This is a genomic window from Shewanella atlantica, from assembly GCF_003966265.1.
GTDB classification, from domain to species: Bacteria; Pseudomonadota; Gammaproteobacteria; order Enterobacterales; family Shewanellaceae; genus Shewanella; species Shewanella atlantica.
On record NZ_RXNV01000014.1, the window covers coordinates 82795 to 98020 of the forward strand.

Sequence of the window (15226 nt, forward strand, 5' to 3'; positions counted from 1 at the left end):
AGAGCCATCGAGTTGTACTTGATGGTACTTGAGTCTTGTTGAATTTAGCTTCTCCCCAAAAGAGCTAATTTGGCCGATGGTAATGCCGTCGGCTTTTTTTTGCCTGAATTTCGGGTAAAAAAAAGCCTCTCATTTCACCGAAGTAAAATGAGAGGCTCAATCTGGTCTGTCAGGCTTTATACCAAAGAATTACTCTTCTTCAGCTTCCGCATCGGCAATAGCATCTACCAACCACTGCGGATGACACCATTCATTCAAGATACCCAATACCTTAGATTTACCTATCCCTTTCAAAGATGAGAAAGGCTCGACCTTAACCCGGGCATCAAAATCACCTAAGTGCTTTCTCACCTCATTCACCATCTTAGTCCGCTCGCTCTGCTTTAGCTTGTCAGCCTTAGTCAACAAGGCAAGCACCGGAATCTCACTCTCTACCGCCCAGGCGATCATCTGCATATCCAGATCTTTCAGTGGATGCCTGATGTCCATTAACACCACCATGCCACCCAAGCATTGGCGTTCCTGCAGGTATTCTCCCAGTGATTCCTGCCACTTTTTCTTCAAAGCAAGAGGAACTTGGGCAAATCCATAGCCTGGAAGATCCACCAAGCGACGATGCTCATCCAGCTCAAAAATATTAATTAGCTGGGTTCTTCCTGGTGTTCTACTGGTTCTGGCCAGGCTCTTCTGGTCAGTCAGTAAGTTTAATGCACTAGACTTACCAGCATTAGAGCGGCCAGCGAAGGCGATTTCCACTCCAGCATCCCCTGGTAAGTGCTCATTCAGATGAGCAATATCAGGAGCACTGATTAAAAACTTTGCTTTACGAAAATCAATACGAGATTCAGACACTACCCACTCCAAAAATTTTAGGTTTCGCACTTTAAATATCGAAGAGTTGCTTACATTTTCACAATTTCGTGTAAAATATTACCTCGATCACATAAGTTACATTTTATCACGCTTGCAGGCATTGCTAGTAAGCTCAGGACAAAAAAATTTAACAATAAGTTGGAACGCCATGAAAAAGTTAGCTCTTGCGCTATCAGTTTTAGCCTCTATCTCTACTCCTGCTATGGCAGAAGGAGATGCTGAAGCGGGAAAAACTAAAGCCATTGTTTGTTCAGCCTGTCACGGTGTTGATGGTAACAGCCTGATAGACATGTACCCTAAACTTGCCGGACAGCAAGCGACATACCTCGAGAAGCAGCTACATGATTTCCGTAGTGCAGCTCAGACAGGCGGCAAAGAGGGACGTAACGATCCGATAATGGGTGGCATGTCTGTAATGCTAAGCGATCAGGATATCAAAGATGTTGCTGCATTTTATTCCTCACAGGTACAAACCCTTGCTGAAGTAAAAGATATTCCAGCCTCTGGTGAGCAGATTTATAAGGGTGGCGACATGGTTCGTGGTATTACCGCCTGTATCGCTTGTCACGGCCCTGACGGTAGTGGTTCTGAGTTGGCAGGCTTCCCTGCGATTGGTGGCCAACACGCAAACTATCTAAAAATTCAGCTTAATAAGTTCCATGATGCAAATCGTAACAACGATATAAACGGCATGATGCAGGACGTCGCAGCTAAGCTTACAAGCGAAGATATTGAGGCATTATCTCAATATATATCAAGCCTTAAGTAAGATTACAGACTTGTTACAAAAAGGTGGCTAAGCCACCTTTTTTAATACCACATAGTTTACCTTTACGTAAACTTCACATAAAAACATGCTTGACACCGATCACAGATTTAGGTTTAATGAGCCCGTACCGAGATGAACCCATCTGTTTGTATAAAAAATATTTAATAACAACGAGCAGTTTTCGGTATTAATTACATTTAAGATATAAGAATAAATACATTCAATAACAATAATACAACTAAGACCACTCACTAAAAATAATAAGAGTCGTGATTTCAACTTGAAGTCCAGGTCAGAAAGATTTTCGTAAGGATTTGGTTAGGAAGGCCATACCGCTGTAATAGCACTCTCCTTACAGGTTTAGCGTCAATTGCTCCGCAGCTTGCTGTTTTAGAGCTTTGTATCACTAAACTAACCGTAAAAAGACAGGGATGGTTTATTTAGCGTCAAAGATGACGGTAGGATTGTGATGTGTCATGAAGACCATCTACGGAAGCTGTGGTCAGGAAGACTCAGGAATATTAAGAAAGCGTCTGGAAGACCAACAACTAAAAACTATGCATGGAAAGCAGACTAAAAAAAGATGGATACTGACCGGGAAAGTCGCATAGCAAGTATGGATACTTGGAAGAAGATTTGGTGTCTTTGACACTTTGTGAAGGCGACAGTCATACTGTCGCCTTTTTTTATGGCAAAATAATCTAATTCTCAAGTGGAGAGTCGATCTATAACAATGCGTAGATGCCCCCTGTGCCACAATCAAGATTCCTCTCAGTTTCACCAAGATAGAAAGCGCAATATGTATATCTGCGGCCGCTGTCAACTCGTTTTCTCCGATGCCAACTCCCATCTCCCTCCCCCGGTAGAGAAACGCAGGTATCAACAACAGTCCACAAAAAACCAAAAACCTTTAAAGCAGTTTTTGATGAGCCTAATACTTCAATGTGAACAACAGAGCACAGGTTCACTGATTGGCCTGAACTTCGGAAGAGTTGCCGAGCCTGAAACAGTTTTAAGTGTAGAGTCTCATCGGCACACCCTATATCAATATGATCCATTTTTTGCCGCCAATCATGACCTGCTCAAACGCCAGTATGACTTTATATGTTGCTACCGGGTTTTTGAACATTTTCGCTTTCCATTTAAAGAATGGTCCTTACTTGGCAAGCTACTGAAGCCGGGGGCTTGGTTAGCGATCAGCACCAAGTTACTCACCGAACCGGGTGCATTTGATAAGTGGCACCACAAAAATAACCTCACCCATGTCAGCTTTTATCAGCGCTCAACCTTTGAGTTTCTAGCCCAACAAGCAGGTTTTAAGCTATTATTCGCAGCAAATGATCTCATTCTGGTGCAAAAACCATCAGGATCTGATATAAAACGCGACCAAAGTTCGCTTGATGATGTTTAATCGTCGCAACTATATAAAGTTTGTATTACCAGTTATTGAGAAAAAGCCATGTCACACTCTAAAAAATCGCGTAAAAGCAATGAAAATGCTCCAAAGTTAGCACCTAGAACCAAAAAGAATGAACGCGTTCTGGCTGGCAAAAAGAAAGATACTGGAAATAAAGCCGGAAGCCGCCACAACTCAAACCTGGTCGGTGGTACCCAAGGCTCTGCAGCACAGAAGAAAGATCCACGTCATGGCAGCAAGGTAGCAGTTAAACTGGATCTTCCAGGTAAATCTATCGCCCCGAAGAAAGAGAAAGGTCCAAAGCTGACCGATGAACAGCGTCTGTTGAAGTTAGAGGAAGATCCTAGACTGAACCAACTTCTGGATATGCTGGAAGAGGGTAAAGATCTAAGCGAAGATGATCAAAAATGGCTTAACAAGCAACTTAACACCATCGAGGCACTCATGGAGCGTCTGGGGATCACCGAAGAGGATGATCTGGAGCACGTGATGAAGACGACCGTTGCCAGCGACGACGATCTTCTCGATAAGTTTGAGTCGGGCTCTGACTTACTGAAAGATTATCAAGATAAGTAACGCTATCCAACAACACGTAAATGGCATCGAAGAGATGCCATTTTTCTATGCTAATTCATAAAAACGGAACAGCTAATGACGACAACACTTCTGGTTTTAGGTTTCATCATCATTATGGCCCTGGCCACCTATGCCACGGTATTGTTACTCAAGCTACGTAAGCAGACAGCTCAGAAGCTAAAGCGACAGCAGGAGTTGGATGAAATAAACAGAGCCAGATTCGAGGAACACTTAGATAGCATACGTTATATTGCCACGGCCATGTTAGAAGAGAGGTGTGAGCTTTCTGAAGGCGTAATGAGAATCGCAAAACTATTTGGCATTCTGTCTATGTCTGAGCAGGTTGCGCCACAGTTTCCCGCTATTTTTAAGCACTTCGACATAATTGAAGAGCATCCCATCATGGCCGAAAGAAAACAGCTTGAGAAGAAACAGCGAATGAAGTTAGATTTCGCACGAATGCGCTCCGAAGCCGAACTTGAAAGCGCCATTCTTGAGGAAGCGAAACAGTTAGTTACATACAGCCAAACAGAGATCCCGACACATTTACATTAGAGCCAGCTAAGATATAATCAAACTGGTTCAGAAGATGAATATTCGAAACAGGATTAGCCTTACATTAGAGTAAAATGCAATAAGGCGTGAGTCTGTGCACAAATTCCCCATAAGAGCGCAGACATTCGGTCCTATTTCATGGATATTCACTCTCTCATAGCTATGCGGATTCGTTTTTACAACATGGATCAAGGTTATTGAGCAAATAACGATGCATACTTTAAACGTTGCTAAACTACCCTACCGGAGGACACGCCTTGAAGCAGCCCACCCAAATTAGTTGGGATCAGTCAATGATCGAAAAATACAATTACAGCGGTCCCCGTTATACCTCTTATCCTACTGCGCTGGAATTTGACGACTCTTTTACCGAAGAGAAATTGCTGACTTCAATTGAAAACAGTAAGAGTGACAAGCTTTCACTTTACGTCCACATCCCGTTCTGTGCCAAACTCTGTTATTACTGCGGCTGTAACAAGGTGATCACTCGCCATCAGCACAAAGCAGATCAGTACATTGAATACCTTGCAGCTGAGATAGTAAAACGCGCACCACTATTTAAAAATTATTTAGTCACCCAGATACATTGGGGTGGCGGAACACCGACCTTCCTGAGTCCCGATCAGATCTTAAGACTATCGGCCTTAATCAAGTCCAGCTTCAATGTGGCAGATGAAGGTGAATACTCGATCGAAGTTGACCCACGCGAAATTGAGCTATCTATGCTAGATACGCTTAAAGAAGCGGGCTTCAACCGTATCTCAATCGGTGTGCAAGATTTCAATAAGAAAGTCCAAGTTGCTGTGAATCGCGAGCAAGACGAGCAGTTCATCTTCGACTTAATGGCTAAGGCAAAAGAACTCGGTTTTGTCTCTACCAACATAGATCTTATCTACGGCTTGCCACACCAGACTCCTGAAACGTTTGCAGAAACGATGCAACGCGTTCTGGATCTGAACCCGGATCGTTTGTCTGTTTTCAACTATGCTCACCTGCCTGCACGTTTTGCTGCGCAGCGTAAGATTAAAGATGAAGATTTAGCAAGCCCTCAGCAGAAGCTTGATATGTTACATCAAACCATCGAAACATTGACTGGCGCAGGCTATCAATATATCGGTATGGATCATTTTGCTAAGCCGGATGATGAGTTATCAATTCTTCAAAATGAAGGTCGTCTACACAGAAACTTCCAAGGCTACACTACCCAGGAAGAGTGTGATCTATTAGGTCTGGGTGTATCCTCAATCAGCCAAATCGGTGATTGTTATGCACAAAACCAAAAAGATATCCGCCCTTACTATGAGTCTGTAGATAAATCGGGTCATGCGCTTTGGAAGGGCTGTAGCTTAAACCGTGACGATGAGATCCGCCGTGTGGTTATCAAGCAGTTGATCTGTCATTTCGACCTGGATATGGCACAAATCGATGAGAAGCTCGGAATCAACTTCGAAGAGTACTTCTCAGAAGATCTGAAACTGCTGCAAACATTTATCGATGATAAGCTGGTCAACATTACAGACAGAAAGATCACCATCAGTCCAACTGGTCGCTTGCTTATCCGTAATATCTGTATCTGTTTCGATGTTTATTACCGCGAAAAAGCGCGTCAACAGCAGTTCTCAAGAGTGATCTAATTTTAAATAACGCTATTTAAAATATTCATATAAAGCCGACTCTCCGTCGGCTTTTTTGTGCCTGAAAATAGAGGACTCTTTCGAATGACTCCCGATGAGAGTATACCAATCAGTATAAAGATGTGATCGCTCAGCGAGAGTTTAGCGCTTCTGAGGCAAGGCAGCGAGTGAAGAGCATAGTTATTCTACGTTTAAGCTCGTTAACGCAGCATAAGAAGCGCTAAAACTCGCCTTTCAGGAGTGTTTTTGGCTTCCTACTTCATCAAAGAATAGCTTCACAAGGGATCACCATTGCACCATCTATTCGCCTTGAATTAGTTTGCGAAAAATAACTCTGAGTAGATCACTTTCTTATACTGATTGGTATTACATACAAAAAATAAAAATAGTGCTAAATTCATCCAGCCTGATCAACATAATAAATATAAGGGATAAACTCCAATGTACAAAGTTCTGGTACCCGGCCTGCTTGCCATCAGCTTAAGTGCCTGCCAAATCAACACAGTGAACACCGACCAGCCGCAGGCTCAAGATATCCCCGCCGAGACTCAAGCCAGCCATAGGCTACAGGAGTTAATTGAACAGGCATGGCTCATCACCTTAGATGCCAGCCCGGATTTCGCCTACTCTCAAGGCGATGTAGATAAGGCGGGACAACTCGCCGACCTATCGCCTCAGTCCTTAGCGAGCCTCAACAAAAGACGGCAAGCGACACTCGAGTCGCTAAAGTCACTGGATAGAAATCCACTGACAAAAGAGCAGAAAATTAACACTCAGATTTTGCAAGATCAGCTGCAAAACAACGTCGACCTCTATCGCTATAAAGATCACTATCTTCCCATCTCTTCCGAGAGTGGTTTTCATGCCTATATAGCCTCGATATCTAAAGCTCGCTTTGCTACCGAGCAGGATTATAGGAACTACATAGCCAAACTAAGAGCGCTGCCAATCTACTTCGCGCAGCAGACCTATTGGTTACAGCAGGGGGTCGATAGCGGGATCACGCCACCTAAGGTAACGCTCAAGGGGTTTGAAGAGAGCATCAGTGCCTTTATCGTACCGATCGAACAGAGTGGCTACTTTAAACCTTTCACTCAGTTCCCGAAGCATTTCAATGAAGCACAGAAAACGGCGTTAACCCAAGAGGGCCGTAAGCTGGTTCAAAATACTGTGCTCCCCCTGTACCGGCAGTTCTATGACTTTATGACCCTGAACTATATTCCCGGAGCCCGCACCAGTATCGCAACAGCCAGCCTTCCTGATGGTGAAGCCTTCTATGAAAATAGGGTCAGGTACTACACCACCCTGAATATGAGCTCAGAGCAGGTCCACCAGCTGGGATTAAAAGAGGTCAAACGCATCCGGGCAGAAATGGAAACAATTATCGACGAGGTAGGCTTTGAAGGCTCTTTTGCAGAGTTCCTCCATTTCCTCAGAACCGATCCTCAGTTTTACCCGACGACTGCCGAGCAGCTATTAAAAGAGGCCGCTTATATCGCTAAGAAAGCCGATGCTATGCTGCCTAAATACTTTGGCAAGCTGCCCCGCACTCCCTATGGCATTCAGGAAGTACCGGCCGAGATAGCACCTAAATACACCACAGGACGTTACTCCGGCTCTAACAGAGATGATGAACCCGGATATTACTGGGTCAACACCTATGCGCTGGATAAGCGCCCGCTGTACGAGATGGAAGCCCTCACCCTTCATGAAGCGGTGCCGGGACATCATCTGCAGATATCTCTCAACACCGAACTCACCTCGCTACCTAACTTTCGCCGCTATAGCTACATATCGGCATTTGGCGAAGGCTGGGGACTCTACTCCGAGTATCTTGGTTTAGAAGCGGGCTTCTACCAGGATCCCTACAGTAATTTTGGTCGATTAACCTATGAGATGTGGCGAGCTGCGAGATTAGTTGTCGATACAGGCATGCACGCCAAGGGGTGGAGTCGCGAGCAGGCTCTGGACTTCATGGCCAGCAATACAGCTCTGTCTATGCATAATGTCACCACAGAGATAGACAGATATATCTCCTGGCCGGGACAGGCGCTGTCATACAAGATCGGTGAGCTCACCATAAAGCGCCTGCGAGCCAAAGCGGAGAATGCACTGGGAGAAGAGTTTGATATCAGGGCCTTCCACGATGCGATTCTGGAAAATGGTTCGGTACCTATGCAGGTGCTGGAGCAGCAGATAGATGACTTTATCTCGACTCAGAAATCGGCCAAGAGCAGCTAACCGCTCCAGGAACCAGCCGCGAGCGACGGGATAAGGCTCTCCTGCCGTCACTCGCGGCCAATTTGTTGTCTGTGCTACACTGCACCTTAAGATAAATAATCTCAGTAAATATCATGCCGATAGCACTCGAACCACAAGCAAACACGCCAAAAGATAACGCCGATATAACCCTCTCCTCCGAGCAAAATCTTGACTCAGCAGAGCAACAGGCAATGTGGTCACAGTTGACTGAATCGGTCATCAAAATTGATGAAACCAACCTGGCATACTGCTTTATCGAGCACCCAAAAAGCCAGAAAGCCATAGTCATCAGCAGCGGTCGGATCGAGTCATACATAAAATATAGTGAACTGATTTTCGATCTATATCATCAGGGCTATAGCATCTACGCCATAGATCATCGCGGGCAAGGTCTGTCGAGCAGAACCACAAATAATCCCCAACTGGGACACATAGACAGATTTGATACCTACATAGAAGACTTTGATCACTTTATAGAAATCGTCGTTAAGCCCAAAGCGTATCAGGACCTATTCCTGGTTGGCCACTCTATGGGCGGCACCATTGGTACCCTATACATGGAGAAGCACCCCGATACCTTCAGGGCGGCAGCCTTTTCGGCCCCCATGTATGGCATCAAGCTGCCTGTAAGCCGCCGCTTTATCCGTTGGTTAGCTCAGTTGCTCGACACAACAGACTCAGCCAAAGGGCCTAACTATGTGTTAGGAGGAGGTGACTATGAACCCGTTGAGTTTGCCAAAAATGACCTGACTCAGAGCCAACTTCGCTATGAAAATTACAAGAAATTGTATCTGCAACACCCACAAGTGCAGGTGGGATCACCGACCAACCGCTGGTTACATGAGTCTATCGATGCGGCAGAGCGCGCAATATCAGCGGCAAAACATAGTCGGGTGCCCATCTTGATACTTCAGGCTGACGAGGACACGGTTGTCGATAACTTCGCTCAATATCATGCCGTTGGTGGGCTCTGTCAGCTGCTCAATATTCCCAAAGCCCGTCATGAGGTCTTTATGGAAAAAGATGAAGCCCGCAACTTTGCCGTCGATGCGCTACTGAATTTTCTGGCTTCTCACCACTCATAATCGGACATGATTAAAGGGAGCCACGCTCCCTCTATCCAGCTTCAACCAACAATCAAATGACTAGCCCAGCTGCCCGGCGACCATCAACTCACGGGTCTCAGGAATTTCATTGTATGAGAGCACATGTAACCCTCTGGCAAAAGCCAATGCGTATCGGGCAAGAATAGGTCTGAGTTGCGGCGACACCAGCAACATAGGGCTATGGCCCTGCTCCTTGGCCTCCGCTAAGATCTGCGGCATCTTTTGCTGCAGCTGTGCCAGTAACTGTGGCTCTACCGGAAAACTATCCAACGCTACTTTGCCCTGCTGCTGAGACTGATTGAGCGCGGTCATCAGTGTTTGCTCCAGCTCAGGAGCCAAGGTCAATACATTTATCTGCGAAGCCGGGCCCGCGATGGAGTGAAGAATACTGTTACGGAGAGCACAACGTACATCCGCGGCCAACAAGACAGGATCTTTACTGTTTTCACTGCAATCTAGCAGGGTCGTTGCTATGGTGCGAATGTCCTTCAATGACACCTGCTCTTTCAACAATAGTCGGTACACCTTAAGCTGCTGGATCGGGGTTAACGCCGTGCTTAAGGATTCCGCCAATTTAGGTGACTGTTTTGCGAGGCGATCGCTTAAAACTATGGCATTATCGACAACCGAATACCCCAGATTTAAAGCGGCGGTCATGGGGATCATCATAACTATGTCCAACATTGATGGACCTATCACTATGATTGGGGTGAAGGTAGCTGCAGCGTTGGTAGGAACATTTATCGGAATTTTTGCCTGTTACTGCCTATTTGAACCAACATCAAAGGCCCTTGAACATTTAGTCGAACGCAAGTCGGCCCAGCTTCGCTGTGTTGCCGCCATGCTGACCGCATTTGCCAAAGGCAAGCCTCCCATGATCGCCATCGACGCGGGTCGTAAGCAGATCCAAAGCGAAAACCGTCCCACATTTATCGAGCTTGAACGTTGGATGGTGGATCAGAAGAGCTAATGGCAATTAAGAATGAACCTTTAATCATTAAGAGACGAAAACGTCAGAAGCGCTCCGCGACACATGGTGGCGCGTGGAAGGTGGCGTTCGCAGACTTTACCCTGGCGATGATGGCTCTGTTTATGGTTTTGTGGATCTTGCAGATTGCCGATCAGCAAGAACGAACCATGATAGTGCAATATCTCAATGGAGACATGTTTGCCTCAGGCTCAATAAACCCCTTCGATCTGAGTCAGTCACCATCCATGATCGATCTTCAAGGTTCTATAGCGTTACAGCAAGCCATTATCCCTGCAACCGGAACCGGAGTAGAGAAAGCCGGACCGGCGATACATAACCATATACCTGTTGGCGAAGATAACGCTAAAGCAAGCAGGGGGCCCGAGCTTAACTCATTAGTCCCTGGAAAGTTTGAAACTCAGGCTCAACTTGAATTTTTAGCCAGAGAGATCGATAGCGTGACAACTGAGGTAAATCTAGCGGCTAATGTAGAGATCAAAGTTGTTCCTCAAGGGGTAAGAATACTGATCCACGATAACGTCCATCAGTTTATGTTCACCAGAGGCAGCTCAGATATGAAGCCCTACTTTGAAGACCTGCTTATGGCGCTGGGTCCATTATTAGGAGGGGTTGAAAATAAAATAAGCATCTCAGGTCATACAGACTCAACCCCCTATGCCGGAAAGACATTTACCAATTGGGAGCTGTCGAGTAAGCGAGCGCTACTAGCCAGACGTGTATTAGAATATGCTGGAGTAAAGCGGCATCAGATCATTCAAGTGACTGGTATGGCAGATCAATCTCCATATATCCCCAATGATCCGGCAGCGGCAGCAAATAGACGAATCGAGATGTTGGTACTAACGACATCTGCAGAGCAACAGATCAGAGAGATGACTGGATTACCAAAAAATGAAAAACCATCATCTCCAATACTGAAACATGCTCAACAAACAGCCGAAGCAAATCAACCCAGAACTCGATATCCACAGCAGTGGGTAACCGAATGAGTCAATTTGATGAGTTTATCTCCAGCGATAAATCTAAAAAGAGAGAAAAGGCCAGCCAGGAGAATCGACAACATATCAGGTTGAGCCTAAGAAAGAGTGATGATGAGAACTTAGCCTTGGCCTGCGACGGGGTCACAGTCACTCTGCTACACAAAAACTGGCTACAGAGCCACAGACTAGGCATCGCTAATATCAAAGATACCGGCTTCGGCGGCGTAGGTTTAATCACGGCCATCTCTCTGGATAAAGGCCAAGAGGTCTACATAGATATTGATGGGTATAGGATGTTAGTCAAAATCTGTCGCACACAAGCCATCAATAGCAAACTTAAATTTTTAGGTGCTCGTTGGATATCGACCGATGAAGAAAAGATTATCTCTATGATCAATAAAATTCAGCCTGCGTTGATTTAAACACACCTCTCAGATCTCCTAGGTAGGGAATCCAGATAGAAAATGATTATTGTATAGGGAGGTTACAATGGCGACTCCACATAGGCGCAAGGGACCCGATGGTCTTCAAAAAGCGTTTCTTTACCTGATTTTACTCGACTGGTTTATGCTCTTATATATCTACTGAAATGAGACATATGACTTTCAGGCACGGTGTAATGGCTTCATTTATGCTGACGATGTTCAACCTGATTCTGATGAATCTCTGTTTCCGTCGTGCCAGGCGTTCAGGTGACACTTACTTACTATACCCTGTCATAGCCGGGGCGCTACTCTCGTTTATATTGATGAGTTACTTTTTCTTTTTTAACCTACTGACTGAAGGGATAAATTCTTACCGGATTTAACTGCCAGTATAAAATTATCGGCAGTTAATGGTCTATTAAACAGATAGCCTTGGAAGGTGTCACAATCATGATGCAACAAGAACTCATATTGCTGTTGAGTCTCTACTCCCTCGGCGACCACCTGCAAGTTTAGGCTATGAGCCATATTAATAATCGCTATCACGATCGAGTTCGAGGCATCATTGACACCAATTTGACTGACAAAAGCGGCGTCTAATTTTAGCCTTGATAGAGGTAAACTCTGTAAATAGCTCAAAGAGCTATACCCGGTACCGAAATCATCAACGGCAATAGATATACCGGCGTCTTTCAATACCTCCATACGCTGCCGGATGATATCCAGATTTGTCAGCAAGGCATACTCTGTCAACTCAAGCTCAATACTCCCTGCTGCAAGTCCCTGCTGCCGAATAACGTCCAGCAGACTCTCGACAAAGTCATCATGATTAAATTGTCTGGCACTGACATTTATGGCAACAGAACCCAGCTCAACACTCTCATCCTGAAGTCTGTTAATATATCGGCACGTCTCAGATAAAACCCAATGTCCGATATCCTGGATCAGCTCACTTCCTTCAGCAATTGGAATAAACAATGAGGGGGGGATATTGCCTTTTTCCGGATGTTGCCAGCGTAATAATGCCTCAGCACAAATGATTTCACCTTCACGGTCTACAATGGGCTGATAAACCAGTGAAAGTTGGTTCAACTCGATGGCATTTTTAAGCTCACTTTTGATGAGTAGACTATGTTGCGCCACTCGTTCCATCTCTGCACAGTAAACAACATGAGCATCACGTCCTTGCTCTTTGGCTTGATGCATGGCCAAGTCAGCATGTTGTAATACCTGTTCAGGATCGATATCTGACAACTTATCTAAAACACAAATACCCACACTGGCCGAAATGTTCAGAGTTTGGTTGTTGATATGAAAGCTGCGACCTATCATCTGCCTGATTTGGCTCGCAAGTGCCATAGTTCGTCTCTTTGCGACACTCAAATCGTCAGACAGCCCTTGAGCAAGAATAACGAACTCATCGGCACCGAGCCTCGCTATCAGCGCATTGTTAGAAAAATAACTCGATAATCTTGCGGCAACTTGAATCAGCAGGCGATCACCATGATGGTGGCCAAGAGCATCATTGATCATCTTAAAATTATCAAGATCTATGGCAAACAGAGCTGCTGTACCCGCTTGCTTGAGTTCTTTTATACGATAAAGTTCATCGAGCAAAGCTCGTCGATTGGCTAAGTCAGTGAGAAGGTCATGATTAACCTGATGCATGACTGCCTGCTGGTTTCTTACATCATTCGATACATCGGTGTGAGTGCCTATCATCCTGATAGGTCTACCTTTTGAATCCCAATCGACGATCATTCCACGGTCAAGCACCCATATGTAATGACCAGACTTATGCTTAAGCCTGTGAACACTTTCAAATTCCTCCACTTCACCATTTAGGTATTTGTGGAGGGCATTTAAAGCTTCGGATTTATCTTCAGGATGAAGCATTGCTTGCCACGTACGAAGTTCATCTTGTAGTTCATCAGAATGATATCCCAGCATCTCTTTCCAGCGATCGGAGAGGAAAACCTCATCGGTGCTCAGATTCCAATCCCATATACCATTCCTTGAAACCTCAACCGCAAATAGCCACCGTTGTTGGCTATCATTCAACTGCTTTTCACTAAATTGAAGTTTTTCATAAAAATCAGAAAGGTGACTCTGAATAGTAGCAACTTCACTAAACAATGAGATTATCGGCTTATTACTATCTTCAAGCTCTTCACGGCTAGTCCCTTTAGTAATTGCACCAGCTTGCTGACTTAATGCCCTAAGTGGGTGAATAAGGTAGAAGTGTAGCAAGACTAAGAAGATCATCAGCCCAAATAGGTGAATACCAGATGAGCGCATAGCACTTTGAAGGACATCTTTGTTCACCGCAGTTATCAGGGGAGATATGTCATACTCTAAATAAACAAGATCATGTAAATCAGAACTATTTTTTTGAAACTTTGTATCCAGAGGGTAATAGGCCTGTACCGCTAAGCGTTCAAGGTTTATTGCAATATAAGGCGTATTGACGCTGGTAACTTGTTTATGAGTAAGAGGGTTATACCCATCGATTACATCCACAGCCTTACTGTTTCGCCAAACGATATGGTTTGCGAAGCGAATATTACTGGCTTGATTCAGTATGGTATAGACCATGATATTTAAATCGGTTGCCGCTAGAGCAATCTCTTGCTCTATTCTGGCCGAATCTTGAATAGCTAAAGCAGATTCTACAATATGCTGCATCTTGATCAGGTGCTGCTCAATACGTGTCACTTCACCTGCAATCGCCTCACGCTGCATTTCACTACGCTCATAGAAAAACTCTACACTGGTGAGGCAGCAGTAGAGAGTAAGAGCAAAAATCGGAACAACAAAGACCAAAGAGGGCCGACTCAATTTCAACAAAAGTAAAGTTACCCTGGGTTGAATAATAAATATAATGCGCGTAAAGCTTATGCTAACGGTTATTCAGCACAGAGGCAAAAAACAGAGAGTTTAAAATTAAAGGTAAATGTAAACATGAGAGTAATGGAACGATTTTGTGGGTATTGAAGGTTCTAGCTAATAAACAATGCCCACCCCCTCTGTAGGAGCGTACTTCAGCCGCGAAGCTATCCTTAAGAGCAAAGGCGTCTGTCATGGTCAGCTACGCTAAAGCTCCGCGCTCATAAGCACATCGCTATCGCGATATTCACCCTACGACCGCCAAGGCCTTTCATTTGCATCCCTGCCACCAAGGCATTTGTTAATCCTAAACATCAATTTACGGCCATACTGCATAAGCGGGTTTGTAAATAAGGGCAAAAGGCGCCTGTCATGGTCAGCTTCGAGCCTAACAAAGAGACTATAGACCCTGACCGCCATGGATGGCGGAAATGCAGTTAATGCATGGATGCAATTAACGGCCACATCGACGAAGTCGCTACGGGCTGCATGTGAAGTAGGCATTGCACGCACGTGCTTAAGTGGATAAGCCGCCTGATTTCGCTGCAGGTCACTTCGACACACGAGCGTTGATATTTTTTAAAAAGCCCAAACGCAAAAAAGCCACCTTATTCAGGTGGCTTTTCTACTTAATTAGGCGCCTGGAAATGACCTACTCTCACATGGGGAGACCCCACACTACCATCGGCGCAATTGCGTTTCACTTCTGAGTTCGAGATGGGATCAGGTGGGACCACAATGCTATGGTTTCC

12 protein-coding genes, 1 rRNA gene and 2 pseudogenes are annotated in these 15226 nt (G+C 45.0%); 11 read left to right on the top strand and 4 right to left on the bottom strand.

Features of this window, described 5'->3' with window-relative positions; genetic code table 11:
* Positions 1-189: 189 nt before the first annotated feature.
* On the bottom strand, positions 190-852 hold the full coding sequence (gene yihA, locus EKG39_RS19655; RefSeq protein ID WP_126507709.1) for a ribosome biogenesis GTP-binding protein YihA/YsxC: 663 nt from the start codon (positions 850-852) through the stop codon (positions 190-192).
* A 169-nt stretch (positions 853-1021) separates the two neighbouring features.
* On the opposite strand from yihA, the gene EKG39_RS19660 reads away from it, so the two are divergent.
* From EKG39_RS19660 to EKG39_RS19695, 8 genes are all read left to right on the top strand, one after another.
* Entirely contained in the window at positions 1022-1642 is a 621-nt protein-coding gene (locus tag EKG39_RS19660; protein ID WP_126507710.1) for a c-type cytochrome, read from the top strand.
* Positions 1643-2118: 476 nt separating this feature from the next.
* Positions 2119-2253, top strand: a complete 135-nt coding sequence (locus EKG39_RS23775; RefSeq protein ID WP_281276269.1) for a hypothetical protein — start codon at positions 2119-2121, stop codon at positions 2251-2253.
* Between the two features lie 122 nt (positions 2254-2375).
* Complete coding sequence (locus EKG39_RS19665) at positions 2376-3053, top strand: methyltransferase domain-containing protein (RefSeq protein WP_126507711.1); 678 nt, start codon at positions 2376-2378, stop codon at positions 3051-3053.
* A gap of 48 nt (positions 3054-3101) precedes the next feature.
* On the top strand, positions 3102-3635 hold the full coding sequence (gene yihI / locus EKG39_RS19670; protein WP_126507712.1) for a Der GTPase-activating protein YihI: 534 nt from the start codon (positions 3102-3104) through the stop codon (positions 3633-3635).
* A gap of 75 nt (positions 3636-3710) precedes the next feature.
* On the top strand, positions 3711-4190 hold the full coding sequence (locus EKG39_RS19675) for a DUF2489 domain-containing protein (protein WP_126507713.1): 480 nt from the start codon (positions 3711-3713) through the stop codon (positions 4188-4190).
* Between the two features lie 257 nt (positions 4191-4447).
* A complete protein-coding gene (gene hemN / locus EKG39_RS19680) occupies positions 4448-5824 on the top strand; it encodes an oxygen-independent coproporphyrinogen III oxidase (protein WP_126507714.1) in 1377 nt (458 codons plus the stop codon).
* 441 nt (positions 5825-6265) lie between these two features.
* Positions 6266-8065 carry a DUF885 domain-containing protein gene (locus EKG39_RS19690; protein WP_126507715.1) on the top strand — a complete coding sequence of 600 codons (1800 nt, stop codon included), beginning with the start codon at positions 6266-6268 and terminating at the stop codon, positions 8063-8065.
* Positions 8066-8178: 113 nt separating this feature from the next.
* On the top strand, positions 8179-9171 hold the full coding sequence (locus EKG39_RS19695; protein WP_126507716.1) for an alpha/beta fold hydrolase: 993 nt from the start codon (positions 8179-8181) through the stop codon (positions 9169-9171).
* A gap of 60 nt (positions 9172-9231) precedes the next feature.
* Here the strand turns inward: EKG39_RS19695 and EKG39_RS19700 are convergent.
* Positions 9232-9840: pseudogene (locus EKG39_RS19700) on the bottom strand (FHIPEP family type III secretion protein); the annotation flags it as partial.
* On the opposite strand from EKG39_RS19700, the pseudogene EKG39_RS19705 reads away from it, so the two are divergent.
* The 3 genes and pseudogenes from EKG39_RS19705 to EKG39_RS19715 all read left to right on the top strand — a co-directional run.
* A pseudogene (locus EKG39_RS19705) lies at positions 9839-10162 on the top strand (MotA/TolQ/ExbB proton channel family protein); the annotation flags it as partial. The pseudogenes EKG39_RS19700 and EKG39_RS19705 overlap by 2 nt on opposite strands.
* Positions 10162-11172: a flagellar motor protein MotB gene (locus EKG39_RS19710; RefSeq protein ID WP_126507717.1), complete on the top strand. Its 1011-nt coding sequence runs from the start codon at positions 10162-10164 to the stop codon at positions 11170-11172. The pseudogene EKG39_RS19705 and the gene EKG39_RS19710, both read left to right, overlap by 1 nt.
* A complete protein-coding gene (locus EKG39_RS19715; protein WP_126507718.1) occupies positions 11169-11585 on the top strand; it encodes a hypothetical protein in 417 nt (138 codons plus the stop codon). Before EKG39_RS19710 ends, EKG39_RS19715 begins: the two co-directional genes overlap by 4 nt.
* A 345-nt stretch (positions 11586-11930) precedes the next feature.
* On the opposite strand, the gene EKG39_RS19725 is transcribed toward EKG39_RS19715, so the two are convergent.
* Both EKG39_RS19725 and rrf read right to left on the bottom strand, forming a co-directional pair.
* Positions 11931-14435: a putative bifunctional diguanylate cyclase/phosphodiesterase gene (locus tag EKG39_RS19725; protein WP_246028573.1), complete on the bottom strand. Its 2505-nt coding sequence runs from the start codon at positions 14433-14435 to the stop codon at positions 11931-11933.
* A 678-nt stretch (positions 14436-15113) separates the two neighbouring features.
* A 5S ribosomal RNA gene (gene rrf, locus EKG39_RS19730) occupies positions 15114-15226 on the bottom strand; the annotation flags it as partial.

What these genes read in the sequence shown, in the direction of transcription:
- EKG39_RS19660 (WP_126507710.1), top strand. Translation starts at nt 1,022, where the DNA reads ATGAAAAAGTTAGCTCTTGCGCTATCAGTTTTAGCCTCTATCTCTACT.
- EKG39_RS23775 (WP_281276269.1), top strand. Translation starts at nt 2,119, where the DNA reads ATGAAGACCATCTACGGAAGCTGTGGTCAGGAAGACTCAGGAATATTA.
- EKG39_RS19665 (WP_126507711.1), top strand. Translation starts at nt 2,376, where the DNA reads ATGCGTAGATGCCCCCTGTGCCACAATCAAGATTCCTCTCAGTTTCAC.
- yihI (WP_126507712.1), top strand. Translation starts at nt 3,102, where the DNA reads ATGTCACACTCTAAAAAATCGCGTAAAAGCAATGAAAATGCTCCAAAG.
- EKG39_RS19675 (WP_126507713.1), top strand. Translation starts at nt 3,711, where the DNA reads ATGACGACAACACTTCTGGTTTTAGGTTTCATCATCATTATGGCCCTG.
- EKG39_RS19690 (WP_126507715.1), top strand. Translation starts at nt 6,266, where the DNA reads ATGTACAAAGTTCTGGTACCCGGCCTGCTTGCCATCAGCTTAAGTGCC.
- EKG39_RS19695 (WP_126507716.1), top strand. Translation starts at nt 8,179, where the DNA reads ATGCCGATAGCACTCGAACCACAAGCAAACACGCCAAAAGATAACGCC.
- EKG39_RS19710 (WP_126507717.1), top strand. Translation starts at nt 10,162, where the DNA reads ATGGCAATTAAGAATGAACCTTTAATCATTAAGAGACGAAAACGTCAG.
- EKG39_RS19715 (WP_126507718.1), top strand. Translation starts at nt 11,169, where the DNA reads ATGAGTCAATTTGATGAGTTTATCTCCAGCGATAAATCTAAAAAGAGA.